Annotated in this window: 11 protein-coding genes and 1 pseudogene; 5 read left to right on the top strand and 7 right to left on the bottom strand. The window is 36.1% G+C overall.

What is annotated here, in order from left to right; translation table 11 throughout:
- Positions 1-99: 99 nt before the first annotated feature.
- Together kbl and ACFSQP_RS06320 are read right to left on the bottom strand one after the other, a co-directional pair.
- Entirely contained in the window at positions 100-1,293 is a 1,194-nt protein-coding gene (kbl, locus tag ACFSQP_RS06325) for a glycine C-acetyltransferase (RefSeq protein ID WP_376892567.1), read from the bottom strand.
- Between the two features lie 22 nt (positions 1,294-1,315).
- A complete protein-coding gene (locus ACFSQP_RS06320; protein WP_376892566.1) occupies positions 1,316-4,462 on the bottom strand; it encodes a UvrD-helicase domain-containing protein in 3,147 nt (1,048 codons plus the stop codon).
- 129 nt (positions 4,463-4,591) lie between these two features.
- On the opposite strand from ACFSQP_RS06320, the gene ACFSQP_RS06315 reads away from it, so the two are divergent.
- Entirely contained in the window at positions 4,592-5,200 is a 609-nt protein-coding gene (locus tag ACFSQP_RS06315) for a superoxide dismutase (RefSeq protein ID WP_376892565.1), read from the top strand.
- A gap of 615 nt (positions 5,201-5,815) precedes the next feature.
- Here the strand turns inward: ACFSQP_RS06315 and ACFSQP_RS06310 are convergent.
- From ACFSQP_RS06310 to ACFSQP_RS06300, 3 genes and pseudogenes are all read right to left on the bottom strand, one after another.
- Entirely contained in the window at positions 5,816-7,714 is a 1,899-nt protein-coding gene (locus tag ACFSQP_RS06310; RefSeq protein WP_376892564.1) for an amidophosphoribosyltransferase, read from the bottom strand.
- A 64-nt stretch (positions 7,715-7,778) separates the two neighbouring features.
- Positions 7,779-8,705 (bottom strand): PfkB family carbohydrate kinase, encoded by a 927-nt coding sequence (locus ACFSQP_RS06305; RefSeq protein WP_376892563.1) that lies wholly within the window; start codon positions 8,703-8,705, stop codon positions 7,779-7,781.
- Positions 8,706-8,805: 100 nt separating this feature from the next.
- Positions 8,806-8,877: pseudogene (locus tag ACFSQP_RS06300) on the bottom strand (ribonuclease H); the annotation flags it as partial.
- A gap of 183 nt (positions 8,878-9,060) precedes the next feature.
- Here ACFSQP_RS06300 and ACFSQP_RS06295 point away from each other — a divergent pair.
- The gene (locus ACFSQP_RS06295) at positions 9,061-11,268 is read left to right on the top strand and encodes a DNA cytosine methyltransferase (protein WP_376892562.1); all 2,208 of its coding nucleotides are present in this window, start codon (positions 9,061-9,063) and stop codon (positions 11,266-11,268) included.
- Positions 11,265-12,446 (top strand): MvaI/BcnI restriction endonuclease family protein, encoded by a 1,182-nt coding sequence (locus tag ACFSQP_RS06290; RefSeq protein WP_376892561.1) that lies wholly within the window; start codon positions 11,265-11,267, stop codon positions 12,444-12,446. Before ACFSQP_RS06295 ends, ACFSQP_RS06290 begins: the two co-directional genes overlap by 4 nt.
- Positions 12,447-12,489: 43 nt before the next feature.
- Here the strand turns inward: ACFSQP_RS06290 and ACFSQP_RS06285 are convergent, their stop codons facing one another.
- Positions 12,490-13,131, bottom strand: coding sequence for a ribonuclease H1 domain-containing protein (locus ACFSQP_RS06285; RefSeq protein WP_376892560.1), 642 nt, complete (start codon positions 13,129-13,131; stop codon positions 12,490-12,492).
- A 49-nt stretch (positions 13,132-13,180) separates the two neighbouring features.
- A complete protein-coding gene (gene purN, locus ACFSQP_RS06280; protein ID WP_376892559.1) occupies positions 13,181-13,750 on the bottom strand; it encodes a phosphoribosylglycinamide formyltransferase in 570 nt (189 codons plus the stop codon).
- A gap of 185 nt (positions 13,751-13,935) precedes the next feature.
- On the opposite strand from purN, the gene ACFSQP_RS06275 reads away from it, so the two are divergent.
- Both ACFSQP_RS06275 and fabF read left to right on the top strand, forming a co-directional pair.
- The gene (locus ACFSQP_RS06275) at positions 13,936-14,169 is read left to right on the top strand and encodes an acyl carrier protein (RefSeq protein ID WP_376892558.1); all 234 of its coding nucleotides are present in this window, start codon (positions 13,936-13,938) and stop codon (positions 14,167-14,169) included.
- A 13-nt stretch (positions 14,170-14,182) separates the two neighbouring features.
- Positions 14,183-15,433, top strand: coding sequence for a beta-ketoacyl-ACP synthase II (gene fabF / locus ACFSQP_RS06270; RefSeq protein ID WP_376892557.1), 1,251 nt, complete (start codon positions 14,183-14,185; stop codon positions 15,431-15,433).
- Positions 15,434-15,435: the final 2 nt, after the last annotated feature.

Raw genomic sequence — 15,435 nt, 5'->3', positions numbered from 1 at the left:
TTAATTGTATACAAAAGTAAGTTGTTAATAATTATTAACAAAGACAAATATAGAAAAATATTGCTTAATTCCCCTAAAATCTGCTAGTTTGTCATTATTTTAAATAATTTCCAATTCTTTTCCTACCTTAATAAAAGCGGATATTGCAGCGTCTAAATGTGCCTGCTCATGAGCAGCAGATAGTTGCACACGAATGCGTGCTTTTCCTTTTGGTACAACAGGGTAAAAGAAGCCAATTACGTAAATACCTTCCTCTAAAAGCATGTTGGCCATAGTTTGCGATAATTTAGCATCGTATAGCATAATTGGCACGATTGCCGAATCACCATCTATATAATCGAAGCCTGCTTTTTTAATGCCTTCTTTAAAATAAGCGGTATTCCATGCCAGTTTGTCGCGTAACGAGGTATCGTTTTTAAGCATATCGAAAACCTTAATTGAGGCCCCAACAATAGCAGGTGCCAAGGAGTTGGAAAATAAATAAGGTCTGGAACGCTGACGTAAAATTTCAATTATTTCCTTTTTAGCTGTGGTGTAACCGCCCATAGCGCCACCCATGGCTTTTCCTAAAGTACCTGTTATAATATCTACCCGATTCATAACATTTTTTTCTTCCAAGGTACCACGGCCAGTTTTACCAATAAAACCGGTGGCATGGCACTCATCTATCATCACTAAAGCATCGTATTTGTCTGCTAAATCGCAAATAGTGTCCAGAGGGGCTACCAAGCCATCCATAGAAAATACACCATCTGTAACAATTATTTTATGGCGCGCCCCGTTTTTGTTGGCTTCTATAAGTTGTTTTTCCAAATCTGCCATATCGTTATTGGCGTAGCGGTATCTAGCCGCTTTGCATAAACGAACACCATCAATAATAGAGGCGTGGTTTAGGGAGTCGGAAATAATGGCATCCTCCTTGTCTAATAGTGGTTCAAAAACACCGCCGTTAGCATCAAAAGCAGCAGCGTATAGAATGGTGTCTTCAGTACCATAAAATGATGCTATTTTTTGTTCTAGTTCTTTGTGAATATCTTGAGTTCCGCATATAAAACGCACAGACGACATGCCAAAGCCATGCGTATCCATAACATCTTTTGCTGCCTGAATAACATCTGGGTGGGCAGACAAACCTAAATAATTATTGGAACAGAAATTTAAAACAGTTTCACCTGTATTTAAGGTAATTTCCGCGCCTTGCGCCGATGTTATAACGCGTTCGGTTTTGTATAAACCATTATCCTTTATATCCTGAAGTTCGTTTGCTAAATGTTGTTGTATTTTTCCGTACATAATATTTAAAATTTCTACAAAGTTAAAATTCTTTTATGGCAATGCTATCATTTATGTAAATAAGTATCTTTTTGGTAACATTAAAATTCATGCTTGTTAGGATGGTTTCATAGTCTGCTAGTTGGTGCAGGTGTTTGGCTTCTTCTTTACCAGATTTATAATCTATAAGCACCACATCCTTGTTGTTTAAAAATACCAGGCGATCTGGTCTAATAATTTGATCATTGTTGGCAATAATATCCCGTTCATTGTACACGCGTATGCCTGATTTGGCAAAATATGCTTTTAATTTTGGGTGGGTAATTAGTTGTAACACAATATCGCGCAAATGGGGTTCCTGCTGTTGGTTTATAGTGCCATTTTTTAGTTGTGCTTCCATAACGCTGTTTACATCTTCGGGAGTTGTAATATGGGCCATAATGGTGTGAATTAAATTACCTTTTTCTATGGCAGCACCTTGTGCCGTATCCCACAAGCTACCAGATCGGGTTATAACCTTTATGTTGTGACTTTCTTTTGGCGTAGATAAAAACTTATTTTTTGTTAAGCTAGCTAAATTGGCTGCCTTGGGTTTTAAAGACCTTTGCTGCTGACCAAATTGGTAACGCTGTTGGTTGTCTTGCCATAATCCTAAATGTTTTAAATAGTTAATAAAAAATTCATTAAAACTGGCTTGTTTGTTTGTGCTTTTTGTGTCTGAAACCAGTTTGGAAATAATGTACAACTGCTCAACAGGCCTGGTTAGGGCAACATATAAAATATTTAAATTATCTAGTTCTAATTGCGCTTGGTGGTTGTCGAAAATAGCTTTTCCTTGCGCACCATAGGTTTCAAATTTTTTACTGTAATTTAAAAGGGTGTATTGAAAGCCGTTAAACGCTTCAGGATTTAGAGGGAACCATTCTTTTGGATGCATTTCCGAATAAATATTTATATCCGCAAACGGAAAAATAACCACAGGAAACTCCAATCCTTTCGATTTGTGAATGGTCATGATTTGCACAGCTGGGTAGCCCTCTGGCGTTACAATGCTTAATTTGTGTTTTTTAGAATCGTAGTAATGCAAAAAATTACCAATATCGGCTCGGTTTTTTTCTGAAAACTCTAAAACAATATCCATGTAATATTGAATAAAAGCATCCGAATGTGTAATTAATTTAAAATCGCGAACAAGTGTTTCCACTAAATCGTAAAATGCCAACTGAAATAGTTGGTTGTAGTTTATTGAGTAGCCAAAAACTGTTAGTTTTTTAAATAAATCTTCTGGACTTAAATAAACATGCGCTTTTAAAAAATTGTGTATGTCACTTATTTGGCACAACTGACTAATATGGTATAAAATGGCTGCTTTAACATCCTGATTGTCTGGTTGAAGCATTAGCCGTAATAGGTTGTTTATAAAGCGTACGTGTTCAGAACTGTCTAATAACAACGACTCGGACGACATGATAGTAACTTGGCGCTCTGCCAAATAATTGGCAACTGCCACACCGTCTTTATTTTTACGCACCAACACACAAATGTCGGCCTCGGTATAACCATGATCCAAACATGATGTAATGGTTTGGTAAACTTCCTCGCAATAAGCCGTAGTTGTGTCGGTTTCCGCTTCGCCATCTAAAAATGCCAACTGAACAAAGCCAGAGGCTTCTTTTTGTGATTTTTGTTGGGCGTTTTTGTAGAGGGATTTGTGTTCCAACTGACTGAAAACAGTGTCCGATAGATAATTAAAAAAACCGTTATTGAATGTTATAATTTCTTGGTAACTCCTGTAATTGGATTCCAACGGAATTATTTCTGGCTCTAAATAAAACGGATTTTTAGTTTTATTATATAAACCCATAAACTGCTCTGCCTTGCCGCCACGCCAGCGGTAAATAGCTTGTTTGGCATCGCCAACTAGCATAATACTGCCTGGTTTAGAGGCCACAGCATTATCCAACAACGGAATTAAGTTTTGCCATTGCAATTCCGATGTGTCCTGAAATTCATCAATAAAATAGTGTTTAAATTTTTCGCCTATACGTTCGTAAATAAAAGGAGTTGGTTGGTTTTTTATTTCCCGACTTATTAGCGTGTTAAAATCTGATATAAGGATTAAGTTTTGATCTTCCTTTATTAAAGTCAGCTCGTTATTAATGGCGCTTAATACGGATAAAGGCGTTAAGTGTCTGTATATATCGTTTAGTAGCGTGTAATTTAAAACAGCTTTTTTACAGGCATTAAAATAATCGGCTAATTTAGGTTGAATACCGTCTATAATAGTGGCTACATTTTGCTTTGTTTTAGTCTTCGGATAAATGGGTTGCCCTTCTAATAAATCCGTTACCCATTTTCTATCATTTATATCTGTAGTAAAATTTCCTTCAGCTATTTTTTTAAAGTAGTTTGGTACCGAACCGCGTGAAAAATTTTCAAAAGATAAGCCGTTTTCAGCAATAATGTTTAAGGCAGCGTTAGCGGTTTTTATGCACAAGTTTTTTGCTTGTTCTAATTCCCGAAGGGTACTGGTTTTTAGGTTTTTAAAATCGTCTAAAGTTTTGTCCTGTATAGAGGCAATATAGGGCCGGTCGTTCTCGCTTATAAGCAATTTGGCAATGGCGTAAAAGTCTCTGGAAACATCCCAACTTTTATCGTCGTCGGCTTTTTCTAAAGCAAAATCTACTAAAATTTTGGTTAAACGTACATCCGTTCCTGCTCGAGAGATAAGCTGATCTACGGCTTCTTCTAGCAGCCTTTCTGTGTCCAAAGCAACCTCAAAGTTAAGCGGTAGCTTTAAATCGTGTGCAAAAGTTCTTATTATTTTGTGTGTAAAACCATCAATGGTTGAAATATCGAAGGCAGCGTAATTGTGCAAAATAGCATCTAAAATAGTGGCGCTTTTAGTTTGTAATTCCTTTGGGCTTATTTGTAATTCCGCACATATATCGTTAAACATGGTGTTTGATGCGGTATTGGTAGTTTCCGAGGAAAATGTTTTTAAGGTATCAAGTATGCGGGTTTTCATTTCGCCTGCTGCCTTATTAGTAAACGTAATGGCCAAAATATTTTTAAAAGCCAACGGACTTGTAGCCTTGAACAAAATGCTTACATAGGTTTTTACCAGTGTATAGGTTTTACCACTACCGGCAGAGGCATTGTAAATTAAATAAGGTTGAGCTGCTACCATACAGGTTTCAATTTTTTGACACAAGATAAAAACTATCAATGATTTGATAAGTATTTATTATTTTTTATTGCTAGCAATATTCCGTAAATTTGAAAGAATTAATTTATTAATACTTTAAACAACAATATTATGGCTTTTGAATTACCAAAATTACAATATGCTTACGATGCGTTAGAGCCGCACATAGACGCGCGTACCATGGAAATACATCATTCTAAACATCACGCGGGATATACATCAAAATTAAATGCAGCTATTGAAGGTACAGATTTAGAAGGAAAATCTATTGAAGATATTTTGAAAAATCTAGACATGGATAACAAAGCTGTTAGAAATAATGGTGGCGGTTTTTATAACCATTCCTTATTTTGGGATGTTATGAATCCTGAAGATAGAGGCCGTTTGTCTGGCGAGTTAAAGGATGCTATTGATGCCGCTTTTGGCGATAAAGATAGTTTTATTACTAAATTTAGTAATGCGGCGGCCACACAGTTTGGCTCTGGATGGGCATGGTTGTGCGTTCATAAAGGTGGAAAAGTTGAAATTTGCTCAACACCCAATCAGGACAATCCATTAATGCCTGGTATTGGCTGTGGTGGTACACCTATTTTAGGTTTAGATGTTTGGGAGCACGCCTATTATTTAAATTACCAAAACAGACGCCCAGACTACATTGATGCCTTTTTTAAGGTAATTAATTGGAACGAAGTAGAACGACGTTATGCCGAAGCTAAATAGTAGCTGTTATAACTTTACAAAAAAAAGCAAGCTTGTTTAAGTTTGCTTTTTTTTATGCATAAAAATCAGTGCTGAATTGGTATTGGTTGTATTTGTTTTGCTGATGGTTATTTAAAAAAATAGCTTATTAAAGCGTTTCACATAAAATTCTAATCAAGGTGCGAATATGGTTGTTAGCCGTAATTTGCTTATAGAATCGTGCCGTTATAAAATGAAAAGAGGCGAACGAATGTTCACCTCTTTTGCCCCAAATCTACCATAAACTTAACCTACTTATGTTATGGTGACACAAATATACATTGCACCATACGATGTTTACAAAAAAATCAGACGAAATGCATTTTAAACAAGTTGAACGTTCGTTTTAAGCCTTTAAATGGCTTGTTTTTGGTTATGAATGCATAGTTTTTAATTCCCTAAATTTTCGGCATAAAAAAAAGGCGAATGTGAATTCGCCTTTTGCCCCAAATCTACCATGAACTTAACCTACTTATGTTATGGTAACTACAAGATACTGTATTTATAGTTTTAGATACTAAAATATTAGATAAAACGCAAATATTATCGATTAAGTGTTTTGACTGAATAATATCTAATAATCACGTAATCAATACATTAGTATGCACGCTCTTTATTTCCTTCGTAAAAATTAATATACGCGCGGTTAACAACGCGATTACCACCTACGGTTGGATAATTACCCGTAAAATACCAGTCGCCTAAATTTTTAGGACAGGCCTTATTTAAATTCTCAACCGGTTGAAAAATGGTAACAACTTCTGCATTAATACTATCGTTAGAGATTAATTGTGCAATTTTTTTAGAAATTTCTGTTGCGGTAAATTCAGAGTACAAATCTTTTACAAAATTTCTTACATCCTTATCTTCTAAAGCTACCTGCATTTTACATTTTTGGTAAACCTCCTCTACCAGATGGTATTTGTTGTTTTCTTTTAGAAGTTCCAGCATGGCTCTAAAAGCAATTAAATCTTCCAGCCTAGCCATATCTATACCATAACAGTCAGGGTATCTTATTTGTGGCGCAGACGACACGACTACTATTTTCTTGGGCTTTAAGCGGTCCATCATAGTAATAATACTTTTCTTTAAAGTAGTGCCGCGCACAATACTATCGTCTATAATAACCAAATTGTCGGTTGGTTTTATAACGCCGTAGGTAACATCGTATACGTGTGCTACCAAATCGTCCCGACTACTATCTTCGGTAATAAAGGTTCTTAACTTAACATCCTTAATAGCTATTTTTTCAATTCGTGGTCGTTCAGATAAAATATGCGTTACGGTTTCTGCACTTAAAGCGCCGTTTCCGGCAATAATGGCTGCTGTTTTTTTCTTGTTTAGGTGTTCTTCTACGGTTTCAATCATGCCAAAAAACGAGGTTTCGGCGGTATTTGGTATGTAGGAGAATACGGTATTTTTAGTGTCTTCGTTTATGGCTTCTAATACTTTAGGCATTAAAAGTTTCCCAAGCATTTTGCGTTCTTGGTAAATTTCGGCATCGCTACCGCGCGAAAAGTAAATGCGCTCAAAAGAACAGGCTTTGCGCTCCAAGGGTTCCAGAATTTTTTTAATAGATACTTTTCCAGATTTTTCTGTAATAATGGCGTGTCCTGGTTCCAGTTCTTTTACATCGTCAAAGCTTACGTTAAATACGGTTTGAATAACAGGACGTTCCGAAGCTACCACAACAATTTCATCGTCTTTGTAGTAAAAGGCAGGGCGTATGCCTGCTGGATCCCGTAGCACAAACGAATCGCCATGACCTAATAAACCAGCCATAGCATAGCCGCCATCCCAGTTTTTAGCCGATTTCTTTAAAATTTTAGCCACATTTAAACGTTCGGCAATTAAGGCAGAACATTCGTGTTTGCTGTAACCTTCTTTTTTAAGTTTTCGGTATAATTTGGAAACGGCATCGTCCAGGAAGTGGCCAATTTTTTCCATAATAGTTACCGTATCTGCTTTTTCTTTTGGATGCTGACCAATACGCACCAAACCGTCAAAAAGTTCGTTTACATTGGTCATGTTAAAGTTACCAGCCAAAATTAAATTTCGGTGCATCCAATTATTTTGGCGTAAAAACGGATGAACGCTTTCCACGCTATTTTTACCAAAAGTTCCATAGCGTACATGGCCTAAAAGGAGTTCGCCTATGTAGGGAATGTGTTTTTTTTGCAGGGCTACATCGTTAAGATATTCGGGATGTTCCTGAAACTCCTTATTTATACGGCTATTTATTTGCGAAAAAATATCTTGAATAGGCTGTTGGGCTATAGATCGGACGCGACTTATGTACCGTTCACCCGGTTGTGTATCTAATTTAATACTAGCAAAGCCCGCACCGTCTTGCCCGCGGTTGTGCTGCTTTTCCATTAGTAAGTACATTTTGTTAACCCCATAAAAGGCACTGCCGTACTTTTCTTTGTAAAATTCTAAAGGTTTTAATAAACGAATTTGGGCAATACCACATTCGTGTTTTAAAGCGTCGCTCATTGTTTGTGTTGTGTTGTTTACGTAAATTAAAAACGCGCTCCATTATGAGCGCGCTTGGTGTGTGTTATGTTAATTCTATATCAAACTGTGTTAAGTTTTTAAACTGTTGCAAGCGCTTATGGACTTCGTTGCTTTTTAGATTTACCATGCGCTCGGTTCCAAATTTTTCAACACAAAACGAGGCTAAAGTGGATCCGTAAATAACAGCGTTTTTCATATTTTCGAAAGATACATCGTCGGATTTAGCTAAAAATCCAGCAAAACCACCCGCAAAAGTATCGCCTGCGCCTGTAGGATCAAACACTTCTTCCAGCGGCAAAGCAGGTGCATAAAATACTTTAGCGTTATGAAACAATAAAGCGCCGTGCTCTCCTTTTTTAATAACCACGTATTTAGGGCCCATATCATGAATTTTACGAGCAGCAACTACTAAGGAGTATTCTCCTGTAAGTTGTCTTGCCTCTTCATCATTAATGGTAATAACATCTACTTTTTTAATAACCGTTAGTAGGTCGTCCAAAGCACAATCCATCCAGAAGTTCATGGTATCCAAAATAACTAATTCAGGCTTGGTTTCCATTTGTTCCAACACACTTAATTGTACCAGCGGATGTAAATTTCCTAGCATAACAATTTTAGCGTTGCGGTATGCTTCTGGTACTACTGGCTTAAAATCGGCTAAAACGTTTAACTCCGTAGCCAAAGTATCGCGCGTGTTCATATCGTTGTGGTATTTACCGCTCCAAAAAAACGTTTTGCCTTCTTTTACTACTTCAATGCCTGAAACATCTACATGCCTATCCGATAAAAGGTTAAGGTATTCTTGCGGAAAATCGCCACCTACAACAGATACCGCTGCGGCGTCCACATTAAATTGTGAAGCAGCTAGGCCAATATATGTGGCGGCTCCTCCTAAAATTTTATCAGTTTTCCCGAAAGGGGTTTCAATAGCATCAAAAGCTACCGTTCCTACTATTACTAATTTACTCATATAACGGTTTGAAAATTTGAGGCAAATATACGGTTTTTGAAAACTAAAAACCCAATTTATTTGGGGTGGCTGGGAATTGGGTGCTACAGGCTGCACACCCTCACTTCCGACCAAAATCTGCAGGAATTTCGCCCCAAGCTTTGGTTTCCCATTTTACAATAGGTGTGGTATATTGGAGTAATATTGAAATAAACATCAATCTATTTGCTGAATAAAAAAACTATTGCGGAATAAAAAAATATCTACCGAAGTAATCATCATTAAATGATATTATGAGAAAAATCTAATTTAAATTTTAAAACTTAAAAAATGTCCGTAAATTTGTCCGTGTACGTAAAAGCGTCCGCAAATAATTATGGCAACAATTAATTTTTATTTAGACAAACCTGACAAAAAAGGGTTTGCACCAATTCATCTTCGAATAAACTGTAACGGAAGTCAGGTTAAAGTTTCAACTGGGCAGAAAATAGAACCGAAAAAGTTCGATAAATCAAAACAGAAAGCAATTGGATTGAGTGTAGAATCAAACGAAATCAATCATTATTTGGATTTTTTAAGAGACAGAGCTGACGAACTTCTGCACCATTCCAACAAAAAGACTTTTAGTCCAGACGAAGTTAAAAGCGTTTTAAATGAACACATAGAAAATTATAAAGAAAATAGCATTGTAAATATCGTAAAAGAACAGGTTTCGCTTTACGGAAAACCATTCACTTTTGTAGATTTATTTGCAGGAGCTGGTGGTTTTAGTGAGGGATTTTTACAAGCTGAACATAATAATAAATTCTTTGATTTTGTAGTAGCTAACGATATAAACGAAAACTGCGAACTCACCCACGTTGTTCGTTACAATCATCAATTGGGTTTAGATGCTAAATTTCTCAAACAAGATATTACTGAGCCAGACTTTTTAGACAATTTATTAGAAAAAATAGATGGTCGAAAAATAGACGTTGTTTGTGGTGGCCCACCTTGTCAAAGTTTTAGCCTTGCAGGAAAAAGAAAGAAATTCGACAAAAAAGACGATTTATTCTCTCATTATTTGGAAGTCATTAAGGTTTTACAGCCTAAATACTTTGTAATGGAAAATGTAAAAGGTATTTTGACCAAGGAAGGTGGCAAAATAAAAGAGTTAATTCTTCAAGAAATCAATTCTATTGTTGACATCAAAGAGATTCCTTCACTTACATCGTTTATTAAAAAGATACGAGGTGAATCAAATTCTTTTCTATTTGACAGCATTATAAAACGTGTTGAACTTGAAAAGTTACTCGAAAAAGATAAAGAAAGCGGAAAAGCTGATTTTATCAATTTTGTAGAAAATAGATTTAGAAAACTAACCCCAAAAATTGCAGATTATAAAACCAGTAAAACGGACGAGAATATAAATACAATTCGCCACGGTTTTAACCTTTTAGCACGAGCGAAAGAATGGGAAAAACTTAAACGCGATATTATAAAAGAAAAAGACTTTTGCAATATTGATAGTGATAATTTTGTAAATGCTTTTACTGATTTCCTAACAGAAATCAGTTCAGAAAATGTGATATCGAAAATTGAAAACGCTTTCAAAATTTTAAAAGTTCCAAATACTTATAAAAAAGATTGTGATGATATCATTACTGCGTTAAAAATCTATACAATTTCTTTTGATGAGTCAATAGAGATATTAAAATCGCATTGCAATAAATCACAGAAAAAGGAATTAGAAACTATTCTTGAAAGTATTAGACTTTACAAAATAGAAAAACCTTTTGTTGCTAACGCCTCAAATTATGGTGTTCCACAAAATAGAGAAAGAGTGCTTTTCATTGGTTGTCGTAAAGACCAAAAATATATTTCTGAAATTCCTGCAACCGTTTCTGAAGAAGAAAAGGTTACTATTTTTGAAGCATTATACGATTTAGATTTTGTAGGTAACAATCAAGAAGCTCACCGATACGAATTGATTGATATTTCAACTCAATACAATGGAACCGCAAAGAAAATGGCTAAATTATTAAAGAAAAGAAAAATTGATGGAAAGCCAACTTCCAAAGGTGGAAAATCTTTTGCAGAATGGTCAAGAAAAGGTAGGTTAATTGAGCGTTTCAAACCTCAAACAAAGCCTTTTTATGTAAGGAATACAGAAGCACTTGAAAATGGAGAAAAATATTTCGACATACTCAATAATCACAAAACAAGTAATCAAAACGAAACTGTTGTTGAAAGACTTGGAGTTATTTTAAAAAATGGAGATTATAAAAAAGCGCAACCAGAATTAGAAAAATTAGGTCTTTCGACAAACAAGCGAAATTATAATGTTTTAAAACCAGATGAACAAAGCTCTACAATAATGACAATTGCAGATGATTATATTCATTACAATTCGCCAAGGTCATTAACAGTTAGAGAAATGGCACGTTTACAGTCTTTTGACGACTCTTTTGTATTTCAAGGGAAACGCTCAACAGGTGGAAATAATAGAAAAACGGAAGTACCACAATATACTTTAGTTGGTAACGCTGTTCCACCTTTATTAGCAAGAGCTGTAGCAAGTGAAATTTTAAAACATATCAAGTGAGAAAACTTACAGACGAAGAACAAGAAAAAATAAAATTACTGACCAAAAACCAAGTTTCTCTTACTTTAATTGAACCAACCGAAACTGGATTAAAAAAATCCATAATGGATGCAACTGGTTCTGTTCGTAATTATTTGAAAAGTGAGAAAATTCACGATTATGAATTGCAGAGTCAAGGTACAGAGAGCAAAGTAATGATTCCAGCAATTATTCATACTGGTTTTAAGATTATAAAATCAAAAGCATCTCTATATCGTCCTTCAACTAAAAAAGGAGACCCAAGAATTTGGTTTTATGGTTTAACAAAAGTTGCTGAACCTAACGATATTGTTGGAATCACTTTTTACAACGATAATTTTCAAGTTTTTAACTTGACGAAATTAGATATCAAGGAATTAATTTATTCTTCAGTTCTAAATCCATTTCAAGAATTAATTAATGCAATCAATTCGACAGAAAATGAAGTTGCTTTTGAGCTTTTAGCTATGTTAAGAAAAATTGCAAATGCAGGTCCAATTCCTTCAATGGTTGATGCTGACACCTCAGTAGGTAGGACACTTGAAACAGCACTCGGAATTGCCATTAACTCTTCAAAACAACCAGATTATAAAGGAATTGAACTTAAATCGTTTAGAAACAGCAGAACGAATCGAAAAAATCTTTTTGCACAAGTTCCAGATTGGAAATTGAGTAAGTTTAAAAGTTCAGCTGAAATTCTTAACAGTTTTGGATATGAACGTGATGATGATTTTAAACTTTATTGCACAGTTTCGGCAATTACAAGAAACTCACAAGGCTTAAATTTAAGAATTGATAGTGACATCAAGCAACTGATTGAAAACTCTGACAAGCCAGAGGTTGGAGATTTTGTAGTCTGGACATTGGACAAACTTCATAACCGATTAAAATCTAAACATAAGGAAACGTTTTGGGTAGAAGCCGAAAGTATAAAGATTGATGAACGGGAACATTTTCAATATAAGCTAGTAGAACATACAAAAAAGCCAATTACCTCACAATTTGACTTGTTAATTGAACAAGGTATCATAACGCTTGACCATTTAATTAAGCGAAACTCAAAAGGGAGAGTGGTTGAAAAAGGTCCGTTGTTTAAAATCAAACCAAAAGGAATTGAGTTACTATTCCCGCCAAGTGCAAGTTATGACTTGCTGAAGTAAATATTGTGTTTGTCTCTAAAAATTACAATTATTAAACACACCCTCACTTCCGACCAAAATCTGCAGGAATTTCGCCCCAAGCTTTGGTTTCCCATTTTACAATAGGTGTGGTATAGTTGTTGTTTTCTAGCCAAGCTACAGCTCGGTCCACTAATTCAAATAGTGTTTTGTTTTTAGCACTGCGCACCAATTTGGTGTTACATCGTTTCTTTTTTACCCAACTAATAGCCGTCTTGGAATCGGTGTAAATTATGCGGTTGCTATGATGTTGTTTTAAAAAAGCCAAACCGTGTACAATAGCTAAAAACTCGCCTATATTGTTGGTTCCTTCTTCAAAAGGGCCTTGTATAAATAGCTGTTTTTTGGTTTTCGTATCTACGCCGCGGTATTCCATAACGCCGGGGTTGCCACTGGACGCGGCATCTACGGCTATGGAGTTATAGTTAGGCTGCCCTATTTTTGCTAGCTGTACTTCGGATAAGCTGCTTTTAAAAGCAGTTTTCTTACCAATAAAATCTTTGTAATTGCTATTTAGTGCTTTTTTGGCTGCTTCAAAACTATCAAAAGCCTTGTAAACGGCACCCTGGTAATCCTTAACTTGTGCTTTACAATCGTTCCAAGTTTCAAAAACGCCGGTTTTATGCCCCTTCCAAACGGTGTAATATTTTTGTTTTTTTTTAGCCATTGGTTTTTACTATTCGGATTTGCAGGGTAGATACAAAAAAAGCCAGCCTCTATTGATTGTCTAACAAATCGGCGAGCACTTTTGGGAAATGGGTCATTTCTAATTCATGAATTTTTTTAGCAACAGTCTCCGCCGTATCGATTTCTGAAACCGGACAAGTAGCCTGAAAAATGGTAGCGCCCTCATCGTAATGTTCATTTACATAATGAATGGTAATGCCCGTTTGCGTGTCTTTATGCGCCACAACCGCTTGGTGTACGTGCATGCCATACATGCCTTTTCCGCCGTGTTTTGGCAATAGCGCAGGATGTATATTAATAACCTTATTTGGAAAAGCCGCTAGAATATGCTCTGGGAATTTCCAAAGAAACCCTGCTAAAACTATTAAGTCTGGTTGAAAACTTTGTAATACTTTTAGAACATCGTCTGTTTTTGAAAAAGCCTGTCTGTTAAATGAAAAAGCACTCACATTTAAATTGGTAGCCCGCTGCAAAACTGGCGCCTGCGCCTTATTGCTAAAAACATGTGTAACGGCTATATGGGCATTGTTTTGAAAATATTTAATAATGTTTTCAGCATTAGATCCAGAACCAGATGCAAAAATAACAATACGTTTCATAGTAACGGGTTTCAAATAAAGAATGTAGGCTACAAAAAAAAGAATAAATAATAACAATTAGAAGGTAAATAGGATTTACTTCCGGGAATTTTAGTAAATTACAAGCACATTTTTACGGTAAAGGTGTGGAATAAGAATAAAATTTTTATTTTTGCCAACTAAATTAAAACTTAAAATAAAAGATTATGTCAGACATTGCATCAAGAGTAAAAGCGATTATCGTAGACAAATTGGGTGTTGATGAAAACGAAGTTGTAACTGAAGCTAGCTTCACAAACGATTTGGGAGCAGATTCATTGGACACGGTAGAATTAATTATGGAGTTTGAAAAGGAATTCGATATCCAAATTCCAGACGATCAAGCAGAAAATATTGCAACTGTGGGTCAAGCTATCTCTTACATAGAATCAGCAAAATAATTCATTAGAATTTATGGAATTAAAGCGAGTTGTAGTTACTGGGTTAGGAGCACTTACGCCTATAGGAAACACCAAAGATGAATTTTGGGAGGCACTTATAAATGGCAAAAGTGGTGCAGCGCCTATAACGTATTTTGATACTGAAAAGTTCAAAACAAAGTTCGCTTGCGAATTAAAAAACTTTAAAGCCACCGACTTTCTTGATAGAAAAGAAGCGCGTAAAATGGATCGGTTTACACAATATGCAATGGTCGCATCGGATGAGGCTATTGCAGATTCTAAACTGGACCTAAATGCGGTTAATAAATTAAGAGTCGGTGTTATTTGGGGTGCGGGAATAGGTGGTTTGGAAACCTTCCAAGACGAGGTGTTAAATTTTGCCAAAGGCGATGGGACACCCCGATTTAACCCGTTTTTTATTCCAAAAATGATTGCAGATATTGCGCCAGGAAATATTTCCATTAAGCATGGTTTTATGGGGCCTAACTATACAACCGTATCTGCGTGTGCTTCCTCTGCCAATGCTATGATTGATGCGCTAAACTACATTCGTTTAGGTCATTGCGATGTTGTAGTTACCGGTGGAAGCGAGGCAGCTGTAACTATTGCTGGTATGGGTGGTTTTAACGCCATGCATGCGCTATCTACCAGAAACGATAGCCCAGAAACAGCCTCAAGACCTTTTGACGCAACCAGAGATGGTTTTGTACTAGGCGAAGGTGCTGGAGCTATTGTGCTAGAGGATTATGAGCATGCTAAAGCGCGTGGAGCCAAAATTTATGCGGAAGTTGTTGGTGGCGGTTTATCCTCCGACGCTTACCACATGACAGCCCCACACCCAGACGGGCTTGGAGTTATTGCAGTTATGAGAAATTGTTTAGAAAACGCCGGTTTAAAACCTGAAGATGTGGACCATATAAACACACATGGAACATCCACACCATTAGGCGACGTAGCCGAACTAAAAGCAATTTCCGAAGTGTTTGGTAGCCATGCTAAAAATATAAATATAAACTCTACCAAATCCATGACAGGACACCTGTTGGGTGCCGCTGGTGCTGTAGAGTCTATTGCTTCTATTTTAGCTATGGAACACGGTATTGTACCGCCTACCATAAACCATAAGGAGGTAGATGATACCATAGATCCAGAACTAAACTTAACACTTAATAAAGCACAAAAGCGCGATGTTAAAGTTGCCATGAGTAATACGTTTGGCTTTGGTGGCCATAATGCTTGCGTATTATTCAAGAAAATAGATTAATA

The organism is Bizionia sediminis (assembly GCF_042684585.1).
GTDB lineage: Bacteria > Bacteroidota > Bacteroidia > Flavobacteriales > Flavobacteriaceae > Algorimicrobium > Algorimicrobium sediminis.
Note: the sequence above shows the minus strand (reverse complement) of the source record. Positions and strands in the feature narration are given on the sequence as shown.

Excerpts from the sequence above, each read along its gene's own strand:
- ACFSQP_RS06310 (WP_376892564.1), bottom strand. The coding sequence starts at position 7,714 with ATGAGCGACGCTTTAAAACACGAATGTGGTATTGCCCAAATTCGTTTA.
- kbl (WP_376892567.1), bottom strand. The coding sequence starts at position 1,293 with ATGTACGGAAAAATACAACAACATTTAGCAAACGAACTTCAGGATATA.
- fabF (WP_376892557.1), top strand. The coding sequence starts at position 14,183 with ATGGAATTAAAGCGAGTTGTAGTTACTGGGTTAGGAGCACTTACGCCT.
- ACFSQP_RS06285 (WP_376892560.1), bottom strand. The coding sequence starts at position 13,131 with ATGGCTAAAAAAAAACAAAAATATTACACCGTTTGGAAGGGGCATAAA.
- ACFSQP_RS06320 (WP_376892566.1), bottom strand. The coding sequence starts at position 4,462 with ATGGTAGCAGCTCAACCTTATTTAATTTACAATGCCTCTGCCGGTAGT.
- purN (WP_376892559.1), bottom strand. The coding sequence starts at position 13,750 with ATGAAACGTATTGTTATTTTTGCATCTGGTTCTGGATCTAATGCTGAA.
- ACFSQP_RS06305 (WP_376892563.1), bottom strand. The coding sequence starts at position 8,705 with ATGAGTAAATTAGTAATAGTAGGAACGGTAGCTTTTGATGCTATTGAA.
- ACFSQP_RS06295 (WP_376892562.1), top strand. The coding sequence starts at position 9,061 with ATGGCAACAATTAATTTTTATTTAGACAAACCTGACAAAAAAGGGTTT.
- ACFSQP_RS06315 (WP_376892565.1), top strand. The coding sequence starts at position 4,592 with ATGGCTTTTGAATTACCAAAATTACAATATGCTTACGATGCGTTAGAG.
- ACFSQP_RS06275 (WP_376892558.1), top strand. The coding sequence starts at position 13,936 with ATGTCAGACATTGCATCAAGAGTAAAAGCGATTATCGTAGACAAATTG.